Below are 25,040 nucleotides of genomic sequence, written 5' to 3'. Positions count from 1 at the left end.
GCCACGGCCGTGAAAGCATGTAACCGCCAGACACCTGGCCCGGCCGTGCGCACAGCGAGGTGACAGATGCAGTTCACCACCCGTCCCACCCTCCAGGGCACCTTCGGCATGGTCTCGTCCACGCACTGGCTGGCCTCCCAGTCGGCGATGGCGGTCCTGGAGAGCGGCGGCAACGCGTACGACGCGGCCGTCGCCGGCGCCTTCGTCCTGCACGTGGTCGAGCCGCACCTCAACGGGCCGGCCGGCGAGGTGCCGATCCTGCTCGCCCCGGCCGGCGGCGAGGTGCGGGTGCTGTGCGGGCAGGGCGTGGCCCCGGCGGGCGCGGACGTCGCCCACTACCGGAGCCTCGGCCTGGACCTGGTCCCCGGTACCGGGCCGCTGGCCGCGGCCGTACCCGGCGCCTTCGACGCCTGGCTGCTCCTGCTGCGCGACCACGGCAGCAAGCCGCTGGACGAGGTCCTGAAGTACGCCATCGGCTACGCGGAGCACGGGCATCCGGCCGTGGAGAACGTCGGCGCCACGGTGGCGAGCGTCCGCAGCCTGTTCGAGACCGAGTGGACGTCGTCGGCGGAGCTCTACCTGCCCGGCGGCCGGGCCCACCGCCCCGGCGAACTGCTGCGCAATCCCGCCCTCGCCGCCACCTGGCAGCGGCTGCTCACCGAGACCGCGGGCGCCGGGGACCGCGAGGCCCGCATCGACGCCGCCCGCGAGGTGTGGCGCACCGGCTTCATCGCCGAGGCGCTGGTACGCCAGGCCGCCCGCCCCACCATGGACACCAGCGGCACCCGGCACACCGGCACCCTCACCGCCGCCGACCTGGCCGGCTGGTCCGCGGGCTACGAGAGCCCGGTCTCGTACGACTGGAACGGCTGGACCGTGTGCAAGGCCGGCCCCTGGAGCCAGGGGCCGGCCCTGCTCCAGCAGCTCGCCCTGCTGCCGCCCGAACTGCCCGCCTACGGCTCGGCCGACTACGTCCACCTCCTGATCGAGGGCTGCAAGCTCGCCATGGCCGACCGCGAGGCCTGGTACGGGGACGCGGCCGAGGTACCGCTGGCCGAGCTGCTCTCGGACGCCTACAACGCCGGACGGCGGGAGCTGATCGGGGCCAAGGCCTCCGAGGAGCTGCGGCCGGGCAGCCCCGGCGGGCGCGCGCCCCGGTTGCCCGCGTACGCGCGCGTGGAGGCCGGGCGGAGCACCGCCTTCGACCCGCTCGGTGCCGGTGAGCCGACGGTCGCGCAGGTCGCCGCCGACGGCACCACCCGGGGCGACACCTGCCACCTGGACGTCGTCGACCGCTGGGGCAACATGGTCGCGGCCACGCCCAGCGGCGGCTGGCTCCAGTCCAACCCGGTCGTCCCCGAACTGGGCTTCCCGCTCGGCACCCGGTTGCAGATGGCCTGGCTGGAGGAGGGACTGCCCAACTCCCTCACGCCCGGCAAGCGCCCCCGCACCACCCTCACCCCGTCGCTCGCCCTGCGCGACGGCGTCCCGGTGCTGGCCTTCGGCACGCCCGGCGGCGACCAGCAGGACCAGTGGCAGCTGCACTTCCTCCTCGCCCTGGCGCTGCGCGGCCAGGTCCGCGGCGGCCTCGACCTGCAGGGCGCGATCGACGCCCCGAACTGGCACAACGACAGCTTCCCCAGCTCCTTCTACCCGCGCGGCCGGCGCCCCGGGAGCGTGACCGTCGAGTCCCGCACGGACGACGAGGTCGTGGCTGAGCTGCGGCGGCGCGGCCACGACGTGACGGTCGGGCCGGGCTGGTCGGAGGGCCGCCTGTGCGCGGTGGCCCGGGACCCGGAGACCGGGGTGCTGTCGGCGGCGGCCAACCCGCGCGGGATGCAGGGCTACGCGGTGGGACGCTGACGCGGGCCCGCCGGCCTGGTACGCCCGCCGACGGCCCGCCGACCGTCGGTACCGCCTGTTCGTCCGTATTCCATGTGCCGTACACCCGACGCGTGGGGATTGTTGTCAGTGGCGCGTGCTCTCATGGAGGCATGATCGAAGCAACGGAGACCATCGACGAGTTTCTCCTCCAGCACGCCGGTGACGTCGAGGACGCCATCCGCAAGGCCGCCCGGACCGAGATCCTGCCCCGCTGGCGCCGGCTCGCCGACCACGAGGTCGACCAGAAGAGCGGCCCGCACGACCTGGTGACCGACGCCGACCGGCTTGCCGAGCGGTATCTCACCGCGGAGCTCGGCGCCCTCCTGCCCGGCTCCGTCGTGGTCGGCGAGGAAGCGGTGCACGCCGACCCGGAGACCTACGGCGCGCTCCAGGGCGACGCGCCGGTGTGGATCGTCGACCCGGTCGACGGCACCCGCCAGTTCGTGCGCGGCGAGGACGGCTTCTGCACCCTGGTCGCGCTCGCCCACCGGGGCGTCCTGCTCGCCTCCTGGACCTACGCCCCGGCCCGCGAGCAACTCGCCACCGCGGTACGGGGAAAGGGGGCCTTCCTCGACGGCGCGCGGCTGCTCTCCGGCGCGCCCGCGGCGGGCCGGGACCTGCGGATCGCCACCTCCCACCCGGACTACACGACCGACGCGCAGAAGCGCGCGCTCTTCCCGCTGTGGACCGACGGGTTCGCCCCGCGTGCCTGCGGCTCCGCGGGCCTGGAGTATCTCGCCGTCGCCCGGGGCGAGTTGGACGGCGTCGTGTTCAGCTGGGAGGCCGCCTGGGACCATGCCGCCGGGCTGCTGCTGGTCGAGGAGGCGGGCGGCGCCCACCTCACGATCGCCGGCGAGCCGTTCCGGATCACCGGAGACAACGCCCTTCCGTTCACCGCGGCCCGCGACACCGCCACCGCCCACCGGATCGTGGACGTGCTGCTGAACCCGCACTGGTGACCCGAGCGAGGGGAGTGTCAGTCCCCCGGCATATCCTGAAGCCGAGTGGCCATCGGCTGACGAAGGGGTCCGAAGGTGCCGTCGATGCTCGATGCGGTCGTGGTGGGGGCGGGGCCTAACGGCCTGACGGCCGCCGTGGAGCTGGCCCGGCGCGGCTTCTCCGTGGCGCTCTTCGAGGCACGGGACACCGTGGGCGGCGGCGCCCGCACCGAGGAGCTCACCCTCCCCGGCTTCCGGCACGACCCGTGTTCGGCGGCCCACCCGCTGGGCATCAACTCGCCCGCGTTCCGTGCCCTGCCCCTGGAGCGCTACGGCCTCGAGTGGCTGCACCCGGACCTGCCGATGGCGCACCCCTTCCCCGACGGGAGCGCGGCCGTCCTGGCCCGCTCCGTCGCCGAGACCGCGGCCTCCTTCGGGCCCCGTGACGCCGGCACCTACCGCAGGCTGGTCGAGCCGTTCCTGCCCACGTGGGACACCCTGGCCCGGGACTTCATGTCCCTGCCGCTGACCGCGCTGCCCCGCGACCCGCTCACGCTCGCCCGGTTCGGCCTCGCCGGGCTGCCGCCCGCCGCCCTGGTGATGCGCCGCTTCCGCGACGAGCGGGCCCGCACCCTGTTCGCCGGACTCGTCGCCCACGTCATGGCCCCGCTCAGCGGCTTCGCGACCGGCGCCGTCGGCCTGGTCTTCGCGCTCGCCGCGCACGCCCGCGGCTGGCCGGTGGCCGCCGGCGGCTCCCAGGCCATCTCCGACGCCCTCGCCGCCTACCTGACGGACCTCGGCGGCGCGATCCACACCGACTACGAGGTCAAGCGACTCGACGACCTGCCGCCCGCCCGGTCGTACATCTTCGACACCTCGCCCACCGCCCTGGCCCGCATCGCGGGCCTCGGCAACTACTACCGGGACTACCGGTACGGCCCGGGCGTCTTCAAGATCGACTACGCGCTGGACGGCCCGGTCCCGTGGACGGCACCGGAGGCCCGCCGCGCCGGGACCGTGCAGATCGGCGCGGACAGCACGGAGATCGGCACCGCCCTGCGCGCCGCCTCCCGCGAAGGCCGCGCCCCCGACCGGCCGTTCATGATCACCGTGCAGCCCAGTGTCGTGGACCCGACCCGCGCCCCCGCGGACCAGCACGTCTTCTGGGCGTACGCCCACGTGCCGAACGGCTGGAGCGGCGACCTCACCGAGGTGATGGAGCGTCAACTGGAGCGCTTCGCCCCGGGGTTCCGCGACCGCGTGCTGGCCCGCGCCACCGCGGGCCCCGCCGAACTCGCCGCCCGCAACGCCAACTACGTCGGCGGCGACATCGGCGCCGGCGCGGTCTCCGGCCTGCAGATCATGCTCCGCCCCAAGCTCTCCCTGTTCCCGTACGGCACCCCGCATCCCGCCGTCTTCATCTGCTCGTCGGCCACCCCGCCGGGACCGGGCGTGCACGGCATGTCAGGGCACAACGCGGCGAAGGCCGTGTGGAGGAGGTTGCGACAGTCATGACCCGTATCACCCTCGTCCAGGGCGACATCACCCGGCAGAGCGTCGACGCCATCGTCAACACGGCCAACTCCTCCCTGCTCGGCGGCGGAGGCGTCGACGGCGCCATCCACCGCCGCGGCGGCCCCGCCATCCTCGAGGACTGCCGCAGGCTGCGCGCCTCGCACTACGGCAAGGGCCTGCCCACCGGCCAGGCCGTCGCCACCACGGCCGGCGACCTCGACGCCCGGTGGGTCATCCACACCGTCGGCCCGGTCCACTCCACCGGCGAGGACCGCTCCGAGCTGCTGGCCTCCTGCTATCGCGAGTCCCTCAGACGCGCCGACGAACTCGGCGCCAGCACCGTCGCGTTCCCCGCCGTCTCCACCGGGATCTACGGCTGGCCGATGGACGACGGCGCCCGGATCGCCGTCGCGACCGTCCAGGAGGCGGACACGGCGGTCGAGGAGGTCCGCTTCGTGCTCTTCGACGAGCGCGCCTACGACGCGTTCGCCCGGCAGCTGCCCTGACGGCACGGCACGGGGTGCCGTCGCACCTCCCGCCCCGCACCCTGGACGGCAGGGAGGCAGCAGGGAGAGGAGCAGGCGATGCCGGCCAGCGGGCGGAGGCCGCACGGCGGGTCCGGAACCAGCCGGTCCGCCGTGCCCCGGTGGCGCTCGCGGACCGCACGCCTGGTCGCCGCCGCGAAGGCCGCGCACCGGCGGGCGGAGACCCGCTTCCCGGTCGTCACGCACCTCGCCGCACGGCTGGTGTCCGTGAACATCTTCGACACCGCCACCCGCCTGGCCGCCCAGTGCTTCCTGACCGCCGTCCCGCTGCTCTTCGTCTTCGCGGCCTACGCCCCACCGGTCGTCCGGGACCAGCTGCTGCACTCCCTGCGCTCGGCCTTCGGGCTGTCCGGCCCGGTCGACACCGGAGTCCAGCAGCTGATGCAGCCGCCGAACGAGGACCTGCGGCAGACGACAGGCGTGATCGGCGGCCTCATGGCGCTGATCTCGGCCACGGCCGTCAGCCGGGCCGTGCAACGGCTGTGCAAACGCGCCTGGCAGATCCCGCGCGAGGGCACCCGGATCGCCCCGTGGCGCTGGGTGGCCTGGCTCGTCCTGTGGATCGGCGCCCTGCTCCTGGAAGGCACCCTGCACAACGGCTTCGGTCTGGGCGTCTGGCTGGGCGTCCCGGTCACCCTCGTCTGCCAGACCGGCCTGTGGTGGTGGACCCAGCACCTGCTGCTCGGCGGCCGGATCGGCTGGCGGCCCCTGCTGCCCGGCGCCCTGATCACGGCGGCCGCCCTCACCGCCCTGAGCGCGGCCGCCCAGCTGTACCTGCCGCGCGCCCTCGACCGCACCGTCGCCGAGTACGGCTCCCTGGGCTCGGTGTTCGTGCTGCTGTCCTGGCTGATCGTGGTCTGCCTGACCGCCACCGTCAGCGTCAGCGCCGGCGCGGTCCTCGCTCAGGAGCCGTTCCTCGCCGGCCGCCTCGGCAGCCCGGCGCCCCGCCGGAACCCGGAGGCGCCGCCGTCCTGACGCTCTGCGGGCCGGCCGCAACACTGGGATCCTGATCGTGCGGAGCGCCGACCACGGCCGACCGGACACGGGAGGTGATCTCTGTGGCCGCGAGGGACGACAGCGCACGGGGACCGGCCCTCGGATACGCCGACCCCCTGGGGGAGCCGTTTCTGCGCACCCGGTTCGCCGTGCCGGCCAGACCCGCCACCTTCGTCCGCAGACCCAGGCTCACCGCACACCTCGACCAGGCCCTCGACACCCCGCTGACCATGGTCAACGGCGCGGCCGGCGCCGGCAAGACGCTCCTCGTCGCCGACTGGGCGGCCCGCCTCGCCCGACCGGTGGCCTGGCTCACCAACGAGGCCGGCGACCAGGGCCCCGGCATGTTCTGGGCCCATGTCCTGCACGCCCTGCACGGCGCCGGAACACGGCCTCCCGTGGGGACCTTCGGCCCTCCCGGAGGCCCGTGCACGGTGGACCACCGGATGCTGGCCCGCCTCGCCGACGAGCTGAGCGGACGCGACCGGCCCGCGGTCCTCGTCCTCGACGAGTTCGACCGGCAGACCGCTCCGGAGACCGCCGAGCAACTGGAGTTCGTCCTGCACCACGCGGGACCGGGCCTGCGGCTGATCCTCGTCACCCGCACCGAACCCCTGCTGCCCCTGCACCGCTACCGCGCGGCCGCGGCCATGACCGAGATCAGGAACCAGGAGCTGGCCTTCACCCCCGAGGAGGCGGCCGACCTGCTGGCCCGGCACGGGCTGCGGCTGCCCGCAGATGCCGCCCGCGCCCTGGTGGAGCGCACCCGGGGCTGGGCGGCCGGACTGCGGCTGAGCGCCCTGGCCGCCCAGCAGAGCGCGGACCCGGAGACGTACCTCAAGGAGTTCGAGGCCGGCCACGGCACCATCGCCGACTTCCTCCTCGCCGAGGTGGTGGGACGGCAGCCGCCCGAGACGCAGGACCTGCTGCTGCGGGTCAGCGTCCTGGACCGGTTCGGACCCGAGCTGGCTCAGGCGCTGACCGGCCGCCCCGACGCCGGTCCGCTGCTGGCCGGGCTCTGCCGGCAGAACGCCTTCGTCGAGGACCTCGGACACTCCTGGTACCGGCTGCATCCGCTGTTCGGGGAGATCCTCCGGGTCCATCTGCGAGCCCGCTCCCCAGGGCTCGAACCCGAACTGCACCGGCGCGCCGCACGGTGGCTGCGGGCCCACGGCGCCGTACCCGAGGCGCTGGCCCACGGCGCGGCGGCGGGCGACTGGGAGTGCGCCGCCGGCACCCTCGTCGACGACCTGGCGATCGGCCGGCTCCTCACCGGCCCGCGCGCGGACGGCCTCACCGAGCTGTTCTCCGCGCTGGACCCGGAGGCCACCGGGGCGGCCGTGGAGCTGGTACGCGCGGCCCGCGGGCTGGCCGAGTACGACCTCGATCACGCACTGGCCCACCTCGACCACGCACTGGCCCGCCTCGGCCGCGCGGCGGAGAGCCCCGCCACCGGTGCGGCCGCCGCCGCGGCCCGGCTGAGCCTCGCGCTCCTGGAGTCCCTGGCGGCGAGGCTGACCGGCTCGCCGGACAGGGCCGAGCAGGCGGTGGCCGCGGTCGCCCTGCTGCGCCACGAGGTGCCCGCCCGCCTCCTCGCCAGGCATCCCGAACTCGCCGCCCTCCTCCACACCCACCTGGGCTCGGCCCGCGTCTGGGCCGGGCACTTCGACGCGGCACGGGCCGCCCTGACCGAGGTGGCCGAGCTGCCCGGTGACGCCCTGACCGAACTGCCCCGGCAGGACTGCCTCGGCCACCTGGCGCTGATCGACTACCTCGACGGCCGGCTCGACCGCGCGGAGCGCCGGGCGCTGGCCGCGGCCGACGCGACCCGCAGCTGTGGCGGACGCCCGTTCCCCGGCGCCGGCCTCGGCCAGCTGGTGCTGGCCGCCGTCGCCGTCGACCGCGACGAGCTGGAGCGGGCCCGTGCCCTGCTGGACGAGGCCGCCGAGTCCGGCCCCGGCGTCGGCGCGCCCGACCCGGTGACCGAGGCCTGCCGCGCGCTCGCCGGCGGCCGGCTGCGGCTCGCCCTCGGCGACCCGGCCGCCGCCGCGCACGCGGCCGACCCTGCCGTACGGACGCACGTGAGCTCGCCCTGGGCACGGGCGAACACGGCCCTGGCCGCCGCGGCCGTCCTGCTCGCCGAGGGCCGGACCGGCGCCGCCGCCGAGGTGCTGGACGGGATCGACGGCCTGCCCGGGCCCCTGTACGCCGCGGAGGCCGCGTGGGTGCGGCTTGCCGCCGGCCACCGCGAGGACGCCCTGGGGACGGCCGACCGGCTGTGCGCGGACGCCCGGTCCGGCCCCGGCGTCACCGTCCGGGCCACCCTGGTGCGCGCCCGCGCGGCGGCCGAGGCGGGGGACCCCGGCACCGCCCGCAAGCTGCTCGCCCGGGCACTCCTGGAGGCACGCCGGGACCGGCTGCGCCGCCCGTTCCTCGACGCCGGGCCGGGGATCCGCCGCCTCCTGGACGCCCCGCCGCTGCACGGCCTGGCCGCCGGCTGGCTCTACGGCGACGGCCCCGGCGCCGGTTCCCCGCCGCTGCTCGTCGAGGAGCTGAGCGGCCGCGAGCGCGAGGTCCTCGGCCGGCTGGCGCAGATGATGTCCACCCAGGAGATCGCCGCCGATCTGTACGTCTCCGTGAACACCGTGAAGACGCATCTCAAGAGCATCTACCGGAAACTGGGCGTCGGCCGGCGCGGCGACGCGGTGCGCCGGGCCCGCGAGCGCGGACTGCTCTGACCGTTGCCCGCCCCGGCCCGGTTCACCTGTGCCGGGTGAGGCCGGCCGGTGGCCGCGGGGGCAGGATCACGGAACGGACAGACCGCAGCAGACCCGCGGCGGGAGACGGCTCATGCGCTACGAGATCCGCGTCGAAGGGGTTATGTCGGAGACGCTGACCAGGGCCTTCCCTGAGATGGAACACGTGACGATGTCCGGCGAGACGGTCCTGTTCGGTCCCGTCGTCGACGAGGCGCATCTGTACGGCCTGCTGAATCGCTGCCTGTCGCTGGGGCTGCGGGTCGTCGAGATGCGGCGCCTGCCGGAGTGACGGGGCCGAGGTGCCGTCAGCCGCGCACGATCACCCGCACCGGGTGAGGAACCCCGGCGCCCGCCGTGCGCACGCTGGGACGGCAGGGCCCGGCCGACCGGCCGGCGCCGTGGACGGAGGACGTACATGAGCGCGCAGACCTACCTCGCATACGACTATCCGCTGCTGAGCGCCTTCTGGACGATGTTGTGGCTCTTCCTGTGGATCATGTGGCTCGTCCTGCTGTTCCGGGTCATCGTGGACATCTTCCGCGACGACTCGATGGGCGGCTGGGCCAAGGCCGGCTGGCTGGCCCTCTGCATCGTCGTCCCCTTCCTGGGCGTCCTCGTCTACGTGATCGCCCGCGGCAAGGGGATGGGGCAGCGCGAGATCGCCCAGGCCCGCGACCAGCAGAAGGCGTTCGAGTCGTACATCCGGCAGACCGCGAAGAGCGGCCCCGGCCGGACCAGCAGCGTCGACGAACTGGCCAGGCTCTCCGAGATGAAGTCCCGCGGTGACATCTCGGACGAGGAGTTCCGCAGGGCCAAGGCACTGGTCCTGAGCGACTACGGGCCGGCCGAGCGCTCCGGCTCCGGTTCGGTGCCCACCGCCCACGGGCGCTGAGCACCCCCTCCGAGAACGAATCGAGGCAGCCCCATGACCGCCACACATCCCGCGCACCACCCCCGTCAGCACACCGCCAAGATGGCGTGGGCCGGCGGACTGACCGCCTTCGCCGCCGTCATGCTCATGATCGCCGGACTGCTGGCGGTGTTCCGGGGCATCATGGCGATCGCCCAGGACGACGTCTTCGTCACGACCCCCAACTACGTGTTCAAGTTCGACCTCACCAGCTGGGGTTGGATCCACCTGGTCCTGGGCGTGATCGCCGTGGTCGTCGGCATCGGCCTCCTCCAGCCGGCCGCGTTGGCACGCGGCGCCGGGGTGGCCATCGCCGCGCTGGTGATCATCGCCAACTTCCTGTCCCTGCCGTACTACCCGGTCTGGTCCGTCGTGATGATCGCGCTGTCCGGGTTCATCATCTGGGCGCTGTGCGTGGCGCGCGGCGACGAGACCGCGGACACGGGCCCGGCCACGGGCGCGGACCTGCGCTGACGGTCCGGTGCGTGCCGCCCTACTCGTGCGGGACTCCGCTCAGGCCGAGTCCCGCACGACGGTCCGCGTCGGCACCGGTACCAGGCCCGCCGTGTCCGGCCCCACCGCGGTCCGCGCGGCCGTAGCCGACTGTGGCGCGCGAGAAGTGCTCGCGGCCGCCCCGTCGTTCGGCGTGCCCCTCCCGGATCCGCTCACCGGCCGGCCCCGGCCCCGGCTCATCGGCCCGCGCCGGCCCCGGCATGCGGCCGCCCGGCCCCGGTGGCGCCGGACGGGACCAGATGGGCCTCGGCCGCACGGCGGAACGCCGGGAGCAGGGGATGCCGGTCCCCGGCCCGGACGGCGAGGACCACCTGGAGCGGGACCGCGTCCTCGATCGGGACGGCGACGATGTCCGGCCGCAGGCCGCCGCTGAACCCGGCCGGCGCCAGCGACACCACCTCACCGCTCGCCACCAGCTCCAGCTTGTCCTCCAGGGTCTCCACCAGGGCGCCCAGGTTGGCGTGGCCGGGGGGATTCGCGCCGATCCGGTCGGCGCCGGTGAAACGGGGGAGCGGCTCGTCGGCGAAGTCGGCCAGGGTGACCGACTCCCGGCCGGCCAGCCGGTGGCCGAGCGGCACCAGGAGGACGCGCGGCTCGTCGTAGAGGACCGTGATGTCCAGGCCGTCGGCGGCGAACAGGAACCTGGTCACCACCACGTCGACCCGGTGGTCGAGGAGCGCGGCGCGCGGTTCGTTCCAGTCCACGTGCAGGGTGCCGACGTCGGCCTCCGGGTGGCGGTGGCGCAGTTCGCGCACGGCCGGGGTGACGATCTGGTGGGTGGTGTAGCCGACGGTGAACGGGCCGTGCCCGGCGGCCGAGCGGGCGCTGGCGGCGGCCCGGGCGGCGATCCGCAGCAGCTCCCTGGCCTGCGGCAGAAAGGTCTCCCCGGCCTCGGTGAGCCGGGTGCCGCGCGGGGTGCGGTCGAGCAGCCGGACGCCCAACTCCCGCTCCAGCCGCCGGATCTGACGGCTCAGCGACGGCTGCGCGAGATGCAGTGCGTCGGCCGCGCGGCCGAAGTGCAGCTCCTCGGCGACCACGGTGAAGTAGCGCACCAGGCGCAGCTCCAGGTCCATCGGCGGTACGGAGGAATCGGGCACCCCTCGACTCTACTCCCGGCGTCCGTGCTCCCGCCGCGGTGAGCTGCGGTCATGACCGAACGGGCATCACCGGGTACGGAACAGGTCTTGGACCCGGCAGCGGGGCCGGACGCAGGCTGAGGTCGTCCCAGCACATCCACTCTCCACGAGGTGATCTGTCATGCGTGTGTTCGTCACCGGTGCCACCGGGTTCATCGGCAGCGCGGTGGTCCGCGAACTGCTCGGTGCCGGCCATCAGGTGCTCGGCCTCGCCCGCTCGGACGCGGCCGAGGCAGCCCTGAAGGAGGCGGGAGCGGAGGCGCACCGCGGCGACCTGAACGACACCGACGGGCTGCGGGCGGCCGCGGGAGCGGTGGACGGGGTGATCCACACGGGCTACAACCACGACTTCTCCGACATGCCCGGCGCCCTCCGTACCGAACTCGACGCGCTGCAAGCCCTCGGCGACGCGCTCGCCGAGTCCGGCCGGCCCCTGGTCGTCACCTCGGTGACCGGCCTCCTCACCCCCGGGCGCCTCGGCACCGAGGAGGACGCGCCCGACCCCACCGGCCCCGGCGCCCACCGGGCCGAGGCGGAACGCGCCGCCCTGGCCCTGGCCGACCGCGGCGTGCGGGTGTCGGCGATCCGGCTCCCGCAGGTGCACGGAGCGGGCGACCACGCCTTCGCCCCGTTCCTGATCGGCATCGCCCGCGACAAGGGTGTCGCCGCCTACCTGGGGGACGGCGCCAACCGCTGGTCGGCCGTGCACCGTCTGGACGCCGCCACCCTCTACCGCAAGGCCCTGGAGACGGCCCCAACCGGGGCCGTGCTGCACGCGGTCGCGGACGAGGGGGTTCCGCTCCGCGCCATCACCGAGGTCATCGGCCGCCGACTCGACGTGCCGGTCGTCTCCCTCGCACGGGAGGAGGCGGCCGGCCACTTCGACTGGATGGCGGCCTTCGTCGGCAACGACAACCCCACGTCCGGCGCCGCCACCCGGGAGCGGTACGACTGGCGGCCCGCCCAGCCGGGTCTGCTGGCCGACCTCGACCAGGACCACTACTTCGCCTGACGGCCGCAACCACAGGTCGCCGGGGTCCCGGAGGTCAGCGCACCTACGTGTCGGATTTCCGCCAGCATCGGCCACCCCCGGTGGCCGATGCTGGAGCCATGCAGAAAGGGATGCACCTCGACCGCGAGCACTGTGTACGGGCCGTGCAGTCGAAGGACGCGCGGTTCGACGGCTGGTTCTTCACGGCCGTCCTGACCACCCGCATCTACTGCCGGCCCAGCTGCCCGGTGGTACCGCCCAAACCCGGGAACATGACGTTCTACCCGAGCGCCGCCGCCTGCCAGCAGGCCGGGTTCCGGGCCTGCAAGCGCTGCCGTCCCGACACCAGCCCCGGCTCCCCGGAGTGGAACCAGCGCGCCGACCTGGTCGCCCGCGCCATGCGGCTGATCGCCGACGGGGTCGTGGACCGCGAGGGCGTCCCCGGCCTCGCCGCCCGCCTCGGCTACAGCCCCCGGCAGGTGGAGCGCCAGCTGCTCGCCGAACTCGGCGCCGGCCCGCTCGCCCTGGCCCGCGCCCAACGCGCCCAGACCGCCCGGCTGCTGATCGAGACCACCGCGCTGCCGATGGCGGAGGTCGCCTTCGCGGCCGGCTTCTCCTCGATCCGCACCTTCAACGACACCGTCCGCGAGGTCTTCGCGCTCTCGCCGACCGACCTGCGCAACCGCCGCCCCAAGTCGGCGCATCAGACGCCGGGCGCACTCACCCTCCGGCTGCCCTTCCGCGCCCCCCTCAATCCCGACAACCTCTTCGGCCACCTCGCGGCCACCGCCGTACCCGGCGTCGAGGAGTGGCGGGACGGCGCCTACCGGCGGACCCTGCGGCTGCCGTACGGCCACGGCATCGCCGCCCTCACCCCGAAGCCCGACCACATCGCCTGCCGGCTCACCCTCAGCGACCTGCGGGACCTGCCCGTCGCCATCAGCCGCTGCCGGCGCATGCTCGACCTGGACGCCGACCCGGTCGCCGTCGACGACCAGCTGCGCACGGACCCCATCCTCGCCCCGCTGGTCGACAAGGCGCCCGGACGGCGGGTGCCCCGTACGGTCGACGAGGCGGAGTTCGCCGTCCGGGCCGTGCTCGGCCAGCAGGTCTCCACCGCCGCCGCCCGCACCCACGCCGCCCGCCTGGTGGCCGCCCACGGCACCCCGGTGGACGACCCCGAGGGCGGCCTCACCCACCTCTTCCCGTCCCCCGAGGCGCTCGCGGACGTGCCGCCGGACTCCCTGGCGATGCCCCGCACCCGCCGCACCACCTTCACCACCCTCGTCGGCCAACTCGCCGACGGCAGCCTCCACCTGGGCGTCGAGAGCGACTGGGCCGAGGCACGGGCCCGGTTGCTCGCGCTCCCCGGCTTCGGCCCCTGGACCGTCGACGTCATCGCCATGCGCGCCCTCGGCGACCCCGACGCCTTCCTCCCCACCGACCTCGGAATCCGGCGCGCCGCCCAGGAGCTGGGCCTGCCCGGCACCCCGGCCGCCCTCACCGCCCGCGCGGCGGCCTGGCGCCCCTGGCGGGCCTACGCCGTCCAGTACCTGTGGGCGACCGACAGCCACCCGATCAACTTCCTGCCCGTATGAAGGAGTTCAAGGACACCGCCGTGAAGAACCACACCGTGACCGACAGCCCCTACGGCCCCCTCACCCTGGTGGCCGAGGACGGCATCCTCTGCGGCCTCTACATGGAGGACCAGCGCCACCGCCCGCCCGAGGAGACTTTCGGAGCCCGCGACGACGGCCTCTTCACCGAGGCCGAGGAACAGCTGACCGCCTACTTCGAGGGCGAGTTGACGGAGTTCACCGTCGAACTGCGCCTGAGCGGGACCCCGTTCCAGCGCAGCGTCTGGGAACAGCTGTGCCTGATCCCCTACGGCGAGACCCGCTCCTACGGCGAACTCGCCGAAGCCCTGGGCAACCCCCAGGCCTCCCGCGCGGTGGGCCTCGCCAACGGCCGCAACCCCGTCGGCATCATCGTCCCCTGCCACCGGGTGATCGGCGCGAGCGGCAGCCTCACCGGCTACGGCGGCGGCCTGCCCCGCAAGCAGCGCCTGCTCGACTTCGAACGGGGAGCAGGCCTCTTCTGACCGGCTCGGGAGCGGCGGCTAACCGGGCTGCAGGGCGGCGAGCAGCTTCGGCAGGGCGGTGCCGATCGGCTCCCGGACGATCTCGTCGGCCCGGTCGTCGTAGGGCGTCGGCTCCGCGTTGACGATGACCAGCCGGGCGCCGTGGTCGGCGGCGACGCCCGCGAGCCCGGCGGCCGGCTGGACCTGGAGGCTGCTGCCGACGGCGACGAAGACCTGGCAGGCCTTGCTGATGGCAAGGGCGTCGCCGAGGACGGCCGGGTCGAGCCGTTCGCCGAACATCACGGTCGCGGACTTGAGGATGCCGCCGCACTCCAGGCACGGCGGGTCCTCCTCGCCGGCCTCCACCCGGGCGAGCGCGTCCGCCATCGGGCCGCGCGCCCCGCACTTCGTGCACACCACGCTGCGTGCGGAGCCGTGCAGTTCGAGCACCTTGCGGGCGGGCATCCCGGCGAGCTGGTGCAGCCCGTCCACGTTCTGCGTGATGACCCGCACGGGTGTCCCCGACCGCTCCAGCTCGGCGACCGCCCGGTGCGCCGCGTTGGGCTCGGCCATGAGCGCGCGGTTCTGCCGTCGCATCTGCCAGGACCGTCGCCGGATCTCCGGGTCCCCCATGTAGTACTCGTACGTCACGAGCTTCTCGGCCTCGGGATCCTTCCGCCACAGACCGTTCGGACCGCGGTAGTCAGGGATGCCGGAATCAGTGGAGATCCCTGCTCCGCTGAGGATGGCGACGAGTGGCCTGTTCATGGGCCGAGAGTAGGACGCCTGCCCGCCCGGAGCGAACGGATATCCAAGGCGCCGCACGAAGCAACAGCGGCAAGAAGTTGCTGCCGCTGGCGGTCAAGAAGGACGCCCCGACCAGCGGACACGCTGACTGGAGCACCCAGACCTCGTATTCCCCTCCACCGCCGTGCACGCCTCCGGATGGCTGCAGCGACCGAGGTGGCTCACCGATGCAGAAGGTCCCGCGATGGGGCAAAGTGGACGGAGAGCCGAACAGCCGGGACAGCGCCTCCACGGGGTGTGCGCTCCAAGGTGCACGTGGAAAAACCACTGGTCACCGGACCGGAATGCGTTCCGGAAGGGCGCCCGCTGTACCAATGCCCATCAGACCAGTGGCCTGTTAATCGCATGAGGAGCGGGCAAGTGGAATTCAATAAGACAGACACGGCGCTTGTGTTCATTGATCCACAGAACGACGTGCTGAGCGAGGGTGGAGCGAACTGGGACGTGGTGGGGGCGAGCGTCACAGAAAACAGGACCGTCGAGAATATGGAGAGAATCTTCGAGGTGGCGAAGGCAGTCGGATACGAAGTCTTCATCTCGCCCCATTACTTCTACCCGACCGACAGCGGTTGGCGCATGAACGGTCCGCTGGAGACAAACGAACTGGAGACACATACGTTCGAACGGGCGGGGCAGCTCGATCTGGCGGGATTCCGGAACTCCGGGGCAGACTGGCTGGAGCGCTTCAAACCCTATATTGAGGACGGGAGAACGGTGGTCGCAAGCCCGCACAAGGTATTCGGGCCGGAAACCAACGACCTGGTACTGCAACTGCGTAAGCGAAAAATTCAAGGAATTATTCTTGGTGGGATGTTGGCGAACATGTGCGTTGAGTCCCATATGCGTCACCTCATCGAGGAGGGATTTGAAGTCGCCGTGGTCAGGGATGCAACAGCTGGACCCCGACACCCGGTCTGGGGCGACGGTTATCAGGCGGCCATGATCAACTACCGCTTCTTCGCCCATGCTTTGCTGGCGACGGACGAACTGGTCGACCTGATGCACTGAGGGAAGCGCTGTGGGAACACGCATCGTCCCTTCGTGGCCGGCTCCCGGAACTCTTGGCGACCGTCGCAGTGGCCTTGGCAAAGGCCCAGTGGCTGCCCGCCACCCCGGAGACCGTCGACGTCCCCCTCGTCGGCCAGATCGCCGCAGGGGAAAGTACCGGTCTCGGTAGGAGGCGACCCGTTTCACCTCGCGACGGCCGAGCCTGCTGGATCCCCCAGTGGTTTCTGATGCAGACTCGGATGACAGGTTGACCTGCCCCACCTCTCAGGTTCCAGTTCTGGTGGCTAACTGACAGCCCTTCACGGAAGGCTGGCAGTCATGCCTCGTCCCTATCCTCCGGAGTTCCGGGCACGTGCCATCGCGCTGGTCCGCGCCGGCAAGCAGGCCAGACAGACGGCGGTGAGACGACCTTGGCCGTTACCTCCCCCTGGACCGGTCAGCTCATCGGAGAGGTCAGTGTGCCCACCGATGAGCGGGTGGAGGAGGCGGTGGCGGCGGCGTATGCCGTTCGCGATGAGTTCGCGGCTACTCCCGCATATGTTCGTGCCGCCGCGCTCGACCACGTGAGCAAGCGCCTTATCGAGCGCAGCGAGGAGATCGCGCAGCTCATCTCCGCGGAGAACGGAAAGCCGATCAAGTGGGCTCGCGTAGAAGTGGGCCGTGCGGTGTCCGTGTTCCGGTTCGCCGCGGAGGAAGCCCGCCGCTTCAACAGCGGTGAGGCTCAGCGGCTCGACACTGACGCCGGCGGCCAGGGCCGACTGGCGCTCACCCGCCGCTTCCCGAAGGGCGTTGTGCTGGGGATCACGCCGTTCAACTTCCCGCTGAACCAGTGTGCCCACAAAGTCGCCCCGGCTATCGCGGCCGGCGCCCCGATCATCCTGAAGCCGGCGCCCAATACCCCGCTCTCGGGTCTGATCATCGGTGACCTCCTTGCCGAGACCGAACTGCCCGCCGGTTCATGGAGCATCCTGCCGGTCGCCAATGACCGAATGCCGGGGCTGGTGCAGGACGAGCGCCTGCCCGTCATCTCGTTCACCGGCTCCGAGAGGGTCGGGTACGCCATCATGGACTCCGTTTCCAGAAAACACTGCACGTTGGAGCTCGGCGGGAACGGTGTTGGCCGACTTCACGGGCGACGAGGATCTTGACCGGGCCGCCGCGCGCATCGCTACGTTCTCCAACTACCAGGGCGGACAGTCCTGTATCTCTGTGCAGCGTGTGATAGCTGACGCCGCGGTGTACGACCGGCTGTTGCCGCGTATCGTCGCAGCCGTCAAATCTCAGGTCACCGGGGACCCTTCGAATGACAGAACTGATGTGGGTCCGCTTGTCAGCGAGGACGCAGCGTGCCGCGTCGAGTCATGGGTCGACGAAGCCGTCGGTTCCGGGGCCACGCTGTACACGGGCGGCAAGCGGGAGGGCGCCTCGTACACGCCTACGGTCCTCGCGGATGTTCCAGCAGACACGACCCTGGCCTGCGAGGAGGTCTTCGGGCCAGTTCTGACGGTACTCAAGGTGTCCAGCGAGGCCGAGGCTTTCGCGGCCGTGAACGACTCCAAGTACGGGCTGCAGACAGGGGTGTTCACACGCAACCTGCAGGCTGCCTTCCGGGCACACCGGGCTCTGGAAGTCGGCGGAGTCGTGATCGGCGACGTGCCCTCCTATCGCGCCGACCAGATGCCCTACGGCGGAGTCAAGCAGTCTGGTGTCGGCCGCGAAGGAGTGAAGTTCGCCATGGCGGACTACACCCATGAGCGTGTGCTGGTCCTCACCGATCTTGCGTTGTAGTAGGGCGCCCACAGCCCTCCGGGAGCCGCGTCCTCGCCGCTCGTCCACACGGGGCGGTGGCCACGGATCTCGACATCACCGCCGAATCGCTTCGGGCCTGGGTGCGCAAGGATGAGGCCCATGCCGCGCCCGAGGACCGCGATGGCAGAGGGAACGCGGCGGAGGAACTGGCCCGGCTGCGGGCGGAGAACGCCCGGCTGCTCAAGGCTGAGCAAGAGTGGCAGCCGGAACGCCAGATCCTGCGCAGGGCAGCGGCCTACTTCGCCCGAGGGGTGAAGTAGGCCCCCACCGCTGCGACTTCATCTCCGAGGACCGCGCCGACTTCGGCGTGCAGCCGAACTGCGTGCGAGGGAACGGAAGATCAGCCGCAAGCGCGTCACCCGGCTGATGCGCATCCACCACATCGTCGGCCGGCACCTACGCAAGAGGAAGCGGACGACGATCGAGGACAGGACCGCGCCGCCCACGCCGGACCTGGTCATGCGCGACTTCACCGCGGACACGCTGAATACCAGGTGGTGCGGCGACATCACTTACATAGCCGTCGGCTCGACGTCGCTCTGTCCCGCCACAGTGATCGACATCTGCTCCAGGAAGGCGGTGGGCTGGTCGATCGCCGACCACATGCGCACCTCGCCGGTCACCGACGCGATCAAGATGGCCGTGGCCGCCCGCGGCGGCCGGGTTCGCGGCGTCGTCTTCCACACGGACAGAGGCGCCCAATACAGCGCGGCCGCCCCCGCCGATGTCTGCCGCCGGCATGGCGTCCGCCGCGCGTCGCATGAAACCCGGTGTCCACTCCCAGGGATCAACCGCAGGTTCCGGATGCCATCGCTTGCGTACACACCGGTGGGGCTGCGCCCGCCCGTTGGGTTCGGTGTGCCTACCGGTGTGATCGCGACGCGGGCAGGGCGACTGTCGTCTTCGCCGGGACAGGCACAGCGCATCCTCTTGCGGCGATCAGATCTGGTTGAGTCCGCCATCCACGAAAAGCTCGGATCCGGTGACGAAGCTGCTCTCGTTGCCGGCGAGGAACAGTGCGGCAGCCGCGGCCTCGTCCGGCTGCCCCATGCGACCCAGCGGAACCTGGCTGGCGAAGGCGTCCCTCATCTGTGCGGCCTGGTCGGCGTCGGCGGCCAGGCCGGTGTTGCCCGGGGTGACGATCGGGCCGGGGACCAGGGTGTTCACCCGGATCGCGCGGCCGCTCAGTTCGTTGGCCCAGGTGCGCGAGAAGGAACGGACCGCAGCCTTGGACGCGGCGTACACGCCAAAGGCGGCGCCGCCCGAGGTCGCGGCAGTCGATCCGGTCAGGATCACCGAGGCGCCGTCGTTGAGCAGCGGAATGGCCTTCTGAACTGTGAAGAGCATTCCCCGTACGTTGATGTCGAAGGTGGCGTCGAAGTGCTCCTCGGTGACCTGCTCAAGTGCAGCGAACTCACCGCCGCCCGCGTTGGCGAAGAGTACGTCGATGGGGCGGCCTCGCTCGGCGACAGCCGCGTAGAGGCGGTCGATGTCCGCGAGCTCCGCGACGTCACCCCTGACGGCGGTGGCGTCGCCGCCGATCTCGGCCAGCGCGGCGTCGAGGGCCTCCTGCCGGCGGCCGGTGATGAACACGTGGGCGCCTTCACGTGCGAATCGCTTGGCGGTGGCCAGTCCGATTCCGCTGTTGCCTCCGGTGATGACTGCCGTCTTCCCGTCAAGCTGTCCCATGATCGTTTACCCCTGTCCGGTGCGAACGCCAGAAGTCGCGCACCAAGTGTCACTGCGGTTCTACAGCCCGAACCGGACGGCCCGAGCCCAGTTCTGGACTATACGGTAAAGAACCCTGTTATGGACCGCACGGACAAAAACGTGACAGTGCCCACGCTGTCGAGGCGCGACAGGGCGGCCGGCACGGGTTTGTCCGCGAGGGGTGCCGGGAGCACCTGAGGGGGAGCCGTGCACTGCATGCCCCATGTCGCCCGGCCTCGCCCTGCACGGCGGCCCCGCGCGGCGGCGACGAGGGGGAACGCCCGGTCCTCCCGCGTCGCCGCGAGCAGCCGGGCCCGTGCCGCGTGCCCGACGATCTGGACCGATAGGTCAAGAAGGAGGTAGGCTGCAGTCATGGGGCGACCGCGGAATTTCGATGACAAGCAGGTACTGGAGTCTGCGCGCGAGCAGTTCTGGAATCAGGGGTACGCGGCTACGTCACTGCAGAACCTGACGGACGCCACCGGACTGGGCAAGGGAAGTCTCTACGGCGCCTTCGGCGACAAGCGGCAGCTGTTCCTGCACGTACTGGACGGCTACCGCGAGGAACAGCTGAACGGCGTCCGGGCGGTCCTCGCCGGGCCCGGGACGCCCTTCGAACGCCTGACCCTGCTCGTCGAGGGGGTGGCCAAGGGATTCACGGAGGACCCGCAGCGCCGCGGCTGTCTTCTGGTCAACAGCACGTCCGAGCTGCACAGCAACGATCCGGATGTGGTCTCCCGAGCCCGGACCACCTATCAGGCGGTCGAAGATCTTCTGATCGCCTGCGTAAAGGAAGCCCAGGACGACGGGACGGTCGAACCGAGCGCGGACGCCCAGGAGCTCGGGCGACTGCTCCTCGCCGTCATGCAGGGCATCGAGTTTCTCGCCAAGACCGACATGGACGGCTCGGCTCTGCTGCAGATAGGCCAGGCCGCCCTCAAGCAGCTGTCCCGGCACTGAACGTCCTGCGGGTCGGCATCGTCCACAGGTGATATGCCGACGAACAGCGATCAGGGTGGGCCCACCTGGATCGGCGCGCGAGCGTCCAGCACACCTGGTCTTCGAACGCTCCCGCGAATGACCCGGCCGCCCGGCCCCGGCACAGTCGCCGGCCCGCCCCTTTCGTCATGCCCTTGAGTGGGCCCTCTTCGGCCGTGCGGCTGCGCCATCGACTGCGCCTCCCCGCGGGCCGGACGACGCGCAGGCAGCCGACGGCGCCGACCGTTTCACGCGAGTTCGCACGAGTTCAGATAGTGCATTGATCGACTGGCTTCGCAACGCATGCGAAGGAGACCTGCGTTCTTGACTGAACGGTCCATAAGTTCTACCTTTGAAGTGCGACCCGTTGATTTGCTCCTGCAACGGAACCTCGGGTCGGCGGTAGACAGGTACAGACTGTTCCGCTGCACGGCAGGGAAACCGCCGGGCGGGACTGCGCGAGGTCTCGCGTGCCGCTCCGCGAACGACTGCACACGCCCAACGAAAAGTGATCACCATGACCACCCCTCCCCAGCCGCCCTTCACCTACAGCCTCCACAACGTGACGATTTCCGTCAGTGACCTCGACGCGTCGATCCAGTGGTGGAACCGGGTGTTCGGCCTCACCCTGCTGGCGAAGTCCCGCTTCGACGCCATCGGAGCGGACGTTGCCTTCTTGGAGGGGCCCGGTTTTCGGCTGGAGCTCCTTCAGCCCGCAAACGGTGTGCGGATCCCTGAACTGACGGCAGAGCCCCCCGCCCACATCCGCCCGATCGGCAACAAGGCCCTGGTCTTCCGTGTCGAAGACCTCGACAGCGTGACCCGCACCTTCCGTGATCTGGGGGTGACGACCGTCTGGGAGCAGATGGACCTCGGCGACGGCAGTATCTCGACCGCGATCCGTGACAACGACGGAAATCTCATCAACGTCTTCCAGCGGGGCGCAAGCCCGGTCGGCTGACGCGGCGAACCGATCAACCTGGCCGCCGAGCCAGATTCAGCCGCTCCGGACGTAGTTGTCCGGGACATGGTTCGGGAGCACCGCCGACCGCCGCCGCTGCCTGACGCAGGTTTGCGGCGGTCGGCCGGCGAATGCCCTTTGCGCATGTGGCCAACGCCGGTCTGTCAGGCGATGAGTCGCCCCCGGGCGGTTCGCGGCGCCGATTCCCAGCAGCTCCAGCGGCAGTGCTGCCGTTCACCGGGGTGCGAGCCGTCGCTAACTCCGCGCGAACTCAAGCAGGTCCTTGTTGAAGATCTCGGCGTACTTGGGCACCATCGCAAGGCCATGAGGCGCGCCCTCGTAGACCTTGTACTGCGCACCCTTGACGATCTTGGATGATTTGGCGCCCGCGGAGACGATGGGCACGATCTGGTCGTCGTCGCCATGCACGATCAGTGTCGGCACATCGACCTTCTTCAGGTCCTCGGTCGTGTCCGTCTCGGAGAACGCCTTGATGCAGTCGTAGGCGCCCTTGATGCCGACTGTCATGCTCCAGAGCCAGAACTCGTCACGTGTTCCCTGGGAGACGGTCGAGCCCTCACGGTTGGCACCGTAGAACGGGGCACTCAGGTCCTTGTAGTACTGCGAGCGGTCCGTGAGCACACCCTGCCGAATCTCGTCGAACACCTCGATCGGCAGGCCCTCGGGGTTGGCTTCCGTCTTCAGCATCAGCGGCGGGATCGCGCCGAGCAGGACCAGCTTGGCGACCCGTGCCGTGCCGTGCCGGCCGATGTAGCGGGTGACTTCGCCGCCGCCGGTGGAGTGCCCGACCAGAATGACGTCGTGCAGGTCTTCGGCTTCGATGACCGCGGCCAGGTCGTCGGCGTACGTGTCGAGGTTGTTGCCGTCCCAGGGCTGACCGGAGCGGCCGCCACCGCGCCGGTCGTGAGCGATGGCGCGGAATCCGTTGTCCACCATGAGCTTCATCTGGGGGTCCCAGGCGTCGGCGGTGAGCGGCCAGCCGTGGGAGAAGACCACGGGCTGGCCCGAGCCCCAGTCCTTGTAGAAGATCTGCGTGCCGTCCTCGGCGGTGGCGAAGGGCATGGATGCGCTCCTCTCGATGTCCGCTCGCGGGCCCCTTCCGTCACGCCCTCCGGGAATGTGACGCGTCACGCCCTCCGGGAATGTGACGCGAAGCGGCGCCGCATGAGGTCAACGTTAATTGGGGGGCGGCGATTCAGCGCGTCTGGAACCACCGCTCCGGTACGAGTGGGACGGTCGTTGCCTGACAGGCGAGGAAGCGGTCTGTCTCGTACGGTGGTCTTTGCGGTCAGGAGAATTCACCGGTTACGCCACCCGGGTGAACTCCGGGCACGGTCACCCACCCGCCCTGAACATCACCACCGGTGGCGGGCGGCAGCCAGGTGATCACGGGCCGTTTACTCCTCGTTCTGTGCCACGTGGAGGGCAGGACATGGGATCTGAGGTTGACGTGCTGGTCGTCGGTGCTGGGCCAGCGGGGTTGCTGCTCGCAGGTGACCTGGCCGAGGCCGGAGTGCGCTGCACCGTCGTGGAACGGCGAGAAGGGGAATCCCAGCTGACCCGCGCATTCGCCGTTCACGCCCGAACGATGGAGCAACTGGACGCCCGCGGCCTGGCCGACGACCTGCTTCTGACCGGCCTCCGCAACCCGGTCCTGCAATTTCTGCGGATCGATCTGTCGCACCTGCCGACCCGCTACCCCCACGTGCTCGTGACGCCGCAGTACAACACCGAGCGACTGCTCCTGTCCCGCGCCCTGACACACGGCGTGAACATCATGCGGGCCCACGAAGTGACTGGCGTCCAGCAAGACCCCAGCGGTGTCGACGTCACCGTGAAGACACCGGCCGGCACTGAACGCAGCCTGCGCGCAGACTTCGTCGTCGGCGCGGACGGACGAAACAGCTGCGTGCGCCAGTCCCTCGGCCTCCCGTTCCCCGGCCGCTCCGCCGTTCGCTCCATGATGCTCGCAGACGTCCGGATGGCTGATCCGCCGAAGAAGCCGCCCACCGTGGCAGCGACCGGAGACGTCTTCGCCATCGTCGTCCCGTTCGGCGACGGCTGGTTCAGGGTCATGGCCTGGAACCGCCACCACCCCATGCCCGACGACGCATCGGTCGATCTGGAAGAAATCAAAGACGTCGCCCGCCAGGCGCTCGGCAGCGACTTCGGCATGCACGACCCTCGCTGGCTCTCCAGATTCCACAGCGACGAACGCCAGTCACCCCGCTACCGAGTAGGCCGGATATTCCTCGTCGGCGACGCCGCCCACGTCCATTCCCCGGCCGGCGGCATGGGCCTCAACACCAGCATCCAGGACTCCGCAAACCTGAGCTGGAAACTCGCAGCCGTTCAGCGTGGCCGCGCACCAGACACCCTGCTCGACAGCTATCAGAACGAACGGCACCCGGTGGGACACCGGGTTCTGCGGATGAGCGGGGCACTGCTCCGCGGCGTCCTCACCACACCACGGGCATTGTGCGGCCTCCGTGACTTGTCAGCGCGTACGGTGCTGCAGACCCCACCAGTGGCCCGACGACTGGCCATGGCAATCTCGGGTATCGACATTTCCTACGCCGCCGCGGTCGGCGCGCATCCCCTTGTCGGGAAGCGGGCACCCGACGTCCCCCTCAGCGACGGACGCAGACTCTACGAAGCCCTCCGTAAGCGGCGGTTCGTCCTTGTCACACCGTCCGACACGGAGCGCTTCCCCTCACTGATCACAGAGTGGGCCGGCGAGGTGGAGATCGTATCCCCGAAGGGCGCTACCAAAATGAGTGTTCTGGTCAGACCAGACGCCTATATCGGATGGGCCATCTCGGACGAGTCACCTGACCATCGCATCGACGCGGCCAGCAAAGCATTGACCGAATGGTGCGGCACACAGGGCTCCAGCTCTGTAGCCCCTTCACCCGACTAGGCAGTGTCGTCAAATGATCTCGTGTGGTGGATCACGGCCGGGTGAGGGTCCCCATGAACTGTCCGATGCCGAATGGGGTTCGTCCGGTCGTTGCTGCCCGTGTCGTCGCGTGGGCGCAGGCGGCTGGAGGACCGCAGGGTCCTCAACGGGATCGTGTGGAAGTTCCGTACGGGCACGCGGCCTGGCGGGACGTGCCCGAGCGGTACGGGGATCGCTCCGGCGCCGGAGGCAACGGACAAGTAGGCGGCGGCTACTGAAGAGCCGTGGCACCGGCAATCCGCACGGTGGCGCCGCCGACATTCTCCGTCGCGGTGAACGGCAGTCGAAAATCGGTGGCCGCCTGAACCCGCCGACCCCACGCTGTACGGCATGGAACAACCGCAACGCGGGATCCGTGCGGCCTATACGGATTCCACGATCACCGTCTACTCGGCCTGCCCGCCGTTCGCGAGGGCTGTTTCCCCGCCGTGTGGAAGCGCGACAGAATGACGTGGATCATCAAGCCGTGTTCACAGACCCTTCCGCGGCAGTGGTGGCGCGGACGGGAACGCTCGCTGGG

General features: G+C 71.2%; 20 protein-coding genes and 2 pseudogenes. 18 read left to right on the top strand and 4 right to left on the bottom strand.

Annotated elements, in window-relative coordinates; translation table 11 throughout:
- Positions 1-66: 66 nt before the first annotated feature.
- The 9 genes from ACFY0K_RS21075 (at position 67) to ACFY0K_RS21035 (ending at position 10,021) form a co-directional block, all read left to right on the top strand.
- Complete coding sequence (locus tag ACFY0K_RS21075; RefSeq protein ID WP_390641108.1) at positions 67-1,863, top strand: gamma-glutamyltransferase family protein; 1,797 nt, start codon at positions 67-69, stop codon at positions 1,861-1,863.
- 131 nt (positions 1,864-1,994) lie between these two features.
- A complete protein-coding gene (locus ACFY0K_RS21070) occupies positions 1,995-2,843 on the top strand; it encodes an inositol monophosphatase family protein (RefSeq protein WP_390641107.1) in 849 nt (282 codons plus the stop codon).
- A gap of 84 nt (positions 2,844-2,927) precedes the next feature.
- Positions 2,928-4,337 carry a phytoene desaturase family protein gene (locus tag ACFY0K_RS21065; protein WP_390641106.1) on the top strand — a complete coding sequence of 470 codons (1,410 nt, stop codon included), beginning with the start codon at positions 2,928-2,930 and terminating at the stop codon, positions 4,335-4,337.
- Complete coding sequence (locus tag ACFY0K_RS21060) at positions 4,334-4,843, top strand: O-acetyl-ADP-ribose deacetylase (RefSeq protein ID WP_390641105.1); 510 nt, start codon at positions 4,334-4,336, stop codon at positions 4,841-4,843. The genes ACFY0K_RS21065 and ACFY0K_RS21060 overlap by 4 nt, the downstream gene beginning before the upstream one ends.
- A gap of 78 nt (positions 4,844-4,921) precedes the next feature.
- Positions 4,922-5,857 (top strand): YhjD/YihY/BrkB family envelope integrity protein, encoded by a 936-nt coding sequence (locus ACFY0K_RS21055; protein ID WP_390641104.1) that lies wholly within the window; start codon positions 4,922-4,924, stop codon positions 5,855-5,857.
- A gap of 74 nt (positions 5,858-5,931) precedes the next feature.
- The gene (locus tag ACFY0K_RS21050; protein WP_390641103.1) at positions 5,932-8,616 is read left to right on the top strand and encodes a LuxR C-terminal-related transcriptional regulator; all 2,685 of its coding nucleotides are present in this window, start codon (positions 5,932-5,934) and stop codon (positions 8,614-8,616) included.
- Positions 8,617-8,728: 112 nt separating this feature from the next.
- Positions 8,729-8,926 (top strand): hypothetical protein, encoded by a 198-nt coding sequence (locus ACFY0K_RS21045; RefSeq protein ID WP_351959958.1) that lies wholly within the window; start codon positions 8,729-8,731, stop codon positions 8,924-8,926.
- Positions 8,927-9,052: 126 nt separating this feature from the next.
- Entirely contained in the window at positions 9,053-9,529 is a 477-nt protein-coding gene (locus tag ACFY0K_RS21040; protein WP_351959957.1) for an SHOCT domain-containing protein, read from the top strand.
- A 33-nt stretch (positions 9,530-9,562) separates the two neighbouring features.
- Positions 9,563-10,021 (top strand): hypothetical protein, encoded by a 459-nt coding sequence (locus ACFY0K_RS21035; protein WP_390641102.1) that lies wholly within the window; start codon positions 9,563-9,565, stop codon positions 10,019-10,021.
- Positions 10,022-10,236: 215 nt separating this feature from the next.
- Here the strand turns inward: ACFY0K_RS21035 and ACFY0K_RS21030 are convergent, their stop codons facing one another.
- Complete coding sequence (locus tag ACFY0K_RS21030) at positions 10,237-11,133, bottom strand: LysR family transcriptional regulator (protein ID WP_390641380.1); 897 nt, start codon at positions 11,131-11,133, stop codon at positions 10,237-10,239.
- 184 nt (positions 11,134-11,317) lie between these two features.
- On the opposite strand from ACFY0K_RS21030, the gene ACFY0K_RS21025 reads away from it, so the two are divergent.
- From ACFY0K_RS21025 to ACFY0K_RS21015, 3 genes are all read left to right on the top strand, one after another.
- Positions 11,318-12,208, top strand: a complete 891-nt coding sequence (locus ACFY0K_RS21025) for an SDR family oxidoreductase (protein ID WP_390641101.1) — start codon at positions 11,318-11,320, stop codon at positions 12,206-12,208.
- 110 nt (positions 12,209-12,318) lie between these two features.
- On the top strand, positions 12,319-13,785 hold the full coding sequence (locus tag ACFY0K_RS21020) for an AlkA N-terminal domain-containing protein (RefSeq protein WP_390641379.1): 1,467 nt from the start codon (positions 12,319-12,321) through the stop codon (positions 13,783-13,785).
- Between the two features lie 20 nt (positions 13,786-13,805).
- Positions 13,806-14,288 carry a methylated-DNA--[protein]-cysteine S-methyltransferase gene (locus ACFY0K_RS21015; protein ID WP_390641378.1) on the top strand — a complete coding sequence of 161 codons (483 nt, stop codon included), beginning with the start codon at positions 13,806-13,808 and terminating at the stop codon, positions 14,286-14,288.
- A gap of 18 nt (positions 14,289-14,306) precedes the next feature.
- On the opposite strand, the gene ACFY0K_RS21010 is transcribed toward ACFY0K_RS21015, so the two are convergent.
- The gene (locus tag ACFY0K_RS21010; RefSeq protein ID WP_390641100.1) at positions 14,307-15,035 is read right to left on the bottom strand and encodes an NAD-dependent deacetylase; all 729 of its coding nucleotides are present in this window, start codon (positions 15,033-15,035) and stop codon (positions 14,307-14,309) included.
- A 399-nt stretch (positions 15,036-15,434) separates the two neighbouring features.
- Here ACFY0K_RS21010 and ACFY0K_RS21005 point away from each other — a divergent pair, with 399 nt between their 5' ends.
- The 3 genes and pseudogenes from ACFY0K_RS21005 to ACFY0K_RS20995 form a co-directional block, all read left to right on the top strand.
- The gene (locus ACFY0K_RS21005; RefSeq protein ID WP_390641099.1) at positions 15,435-16,082 is read left to right on the top strand and encodes a cysteine hydrolase; all 648 of its coding nucleotides are present in this window, start codon (positions 15,435-15,437) and stop codon (positions 16,080-16,082) included.
- 410 nt (positions 16,083-16,492) lie between these two features.
- Positions 16,493-17,870, top strand: a pseudogene (locus ACFY0K_RS21000) (aldehyde dehydrogenase family protein).
- Between the two features lie 41 nt (positions 17,871-17,911).
- Positions 17,912-18,647 (top strand): annotated as a pseudogene (locus tag ACFY0K_RS20995) (DDE-type integrase/transposase/recombinase); the annotation flags it as partial.
- Positions 18,648-18,830: 183 nt separating this feature from the next.
- Here ACFY0K_RS20995 and ACFY0K_RS20990 read toward each other — a convergent pair.
- Positions 18,831-19,580: an SDR family oxidoreductase gene (locus ACFY0K_RS20990; RefSeq protein ID WP_390641098.1), complete on the bottom strand. Its 750-nt coding sequence runs from the start codon at positions 19,578-19,580 to the stop codon at positions 18,831-18,833.
- 393 nt (positions 19,581-19,973) lie between these two features.
- On the opposite strand from ACFY0K_RS20990, the gene ACFY0K_RS20985 reads away from it, so the two are divergent.
- Positions 19,974-20,561, top strand: a complete 588-nt coding sequence (locus tag ACFY0K_RS20985; protein WP_390641097.1) for a TetR/AcrR family transcriptional regulator — start codon at positions 19,974-19,976, stop codon at positions 20,559-20,561.
- A 535-nt stretch (positions 20,562-21,096) separates the two neighbouring features.
- Entirely contained in the window at positions 21,097-21,540 is a 444-nt protein-coding gene (locus ACFY0K_RS20980; RefSeq protein ID WP_390641096.1) for a VOC family protein, read from the top strand.
- 255 nt (positions 21,541-21,795) lie between these two features.
- Here the strand turns inward: ACFY0K_RS20980 and ACFY0K_RS20975 are convergent, their stop codons facing one another.
- On the bottom strand, positions 21,796-22,623 hold the full coding sequence (locus ACFY0K_RS20975) for an alpha/beta fold hydrolase (protein ID WP_390641095.1): 828 nt from the start codon (positions 22,621-22,623) through the stop codon (positions 21,796-21,798).
- 370 nt (positions 22,624-22,993) lie between these two features.
- Between ACFY0K_RS20975 and ACFY0K_RS20970 the strand changes: the two genes are divergently transcribed.
- On the top strand, positions 22,994-24,481 hold the full coding sequence (locus ACFY0K_RS20970) for an FAD-dependent monooxygenase (protein WP_390641094.1): 1,488 nt from the start codon (positions 22,994-22,996) through the stop codon (positions 24,479-24,481).
- Positions 24,482-25,040 lie beyond the last annotated feature (559 nt).

It is taken from the genome of Streptomyces sp. NPDC001507 (assembly GCF_042894765.1).
Taxonomy (GTDB): domain Bacteria; phylum Actinomycetota; class Actinomycetes; order Streptomycetales; family Streptomycetaceae; genus Streptomyces.
This window is presented reverse-complemented; position numbering and strand designations above follow the sequence as displayed.

What these genes read in the sequence shown, in the direction of transcription:
- ACFY0K_RS21075 (WP_390641108.1), top strand. Translation starts at nt 67, where the DNA reads ATGCAGTTCACCACCCGTCCCACCCTCCAGGGCACCTTCGGCATGGTC.
- ACFY0K_RS21070 (WP_390641107.1), top strand. Translation starts at nt 1,995, where the DNA reads ATGATCGAAGCAACGGAGACCATCGACGAGTTTCTCCTCCAGCACGCC.
- ACFY0K_RS21065 (WP_390641106.1), top strand. Translation starts at nt 2,928, where the DNA reads ATGCTCGATGCGGTCGTGGTGGGGGCGGGGCCTAACGGCCTGACGGCC.
- ACFY0K_RS21060 (WP_390641105.1), top strand. Translation starts at nt 4,334, where the DNA reads ATGACCCGTATCACCCTCGTCCAGGGCGACATCACCCGGCAGAGCGTC.
- ACFY0K_RS21055 (WP_390641104.1), top strand. Translation starts at nt 4,922, where the DNA reads ATGCCGGCCAGCGGGCGGAGGCCGCACGGCGGGTCCGGAACCAGCCGG.
- ACFY0K_RS21045 (WP_351959958.1), top strand. Translation starts at nt 8,729, where the DNA reads ATGCGCTACGAGATCCGCGTCGAAGGGGTTATGTCGGAGACGCTGACC.
- ACFY0K_RS21040 (WP_351959957.1), top strand. Translation starts at nt 9,053, where the DNA reads ATGAGCGCGCAGACCTACCTCGCATACGACTATCCGCTGCTGAGCGCC.
- ACFY0K_RS21035 (WP_390641102.1), top strand. Translation starts at nt 9,563, where the DNA reads ATGACCGCCACACATCCCGCGCACCACCCCCGTCAGCACACCGCCAAG.
- ACFY0K_RS21030 (WP_390641380.1), bottom strand. Translation starts at nt 11,133, where the DNA reads ATGGACCTGGAGCTGCGCCTGGTGCGCTACTTCACCGTGGTCGCCGAG.
- ACFY0K_RS21025 (WP_390641101.1), top strand. Translation starts at nt 11,318, where the DNA reads ATGCGTGTGTTCGTCACCGGTGCCACCGGGTTCATCGGCAGCGCGGTG.
- ACFY0K_RS21020 (WP_390641379.1), top strand. Translation starts at nt 12,319, where the DNA reads ATGCACCTCGACCGCGAGCACTGTGTACGGGCCGTGCAGTCGAAGGAC.
- ACFY0K_RS21010 (WP_390641100.1), bottom strand. Translation starts at nt 15,035, where the DNA reads ATGAACAGGCCACTCGTCGCCATCCTCAGCGGAGCAGGGATCTCCACT.
- ACFY0K_RS20990 (WP_390641098.1), bottom strand. Translation starts at nt 19,580, where the DNA reads ATGGGACAGCTTGACGGGAAGACGGCAGTCATCACCGGAGGCAACAGC.
- ACFY0K_RS20985 (WP_390641097.1), top strand. Translation starts at nt 19,974, where the DNA reads ATGGGGCGACCGCGGAATTTCGATGACAAGCAGGTACTGGAGTCTGCG.
- ACFY0K_RS20980 (WP_390641096.1), top strand. Translation starts at nt 21,097, where the DNA reads ATGACCACCCCTCCCCAGCCGCCCTTCACCTACAGCCTCCACAACGTG.
- ACFY0K_RS20975 (WP_390641095.1), bottom strand. Translation starts at nt 22,623, where the DNA reads ATGCCCTTCGCCACCGCCGAGGACGGCACGCAGATCTTCTACAAGGAC.
- ACFY0K_RS20970 (WP_390641094.1), top strand. Translation starts at nt 22,994, where the DNA reads ATGGGATCTGAGGTTGACGTGCTGGTCGTCGGTGCTGGGCCAGCGGGG.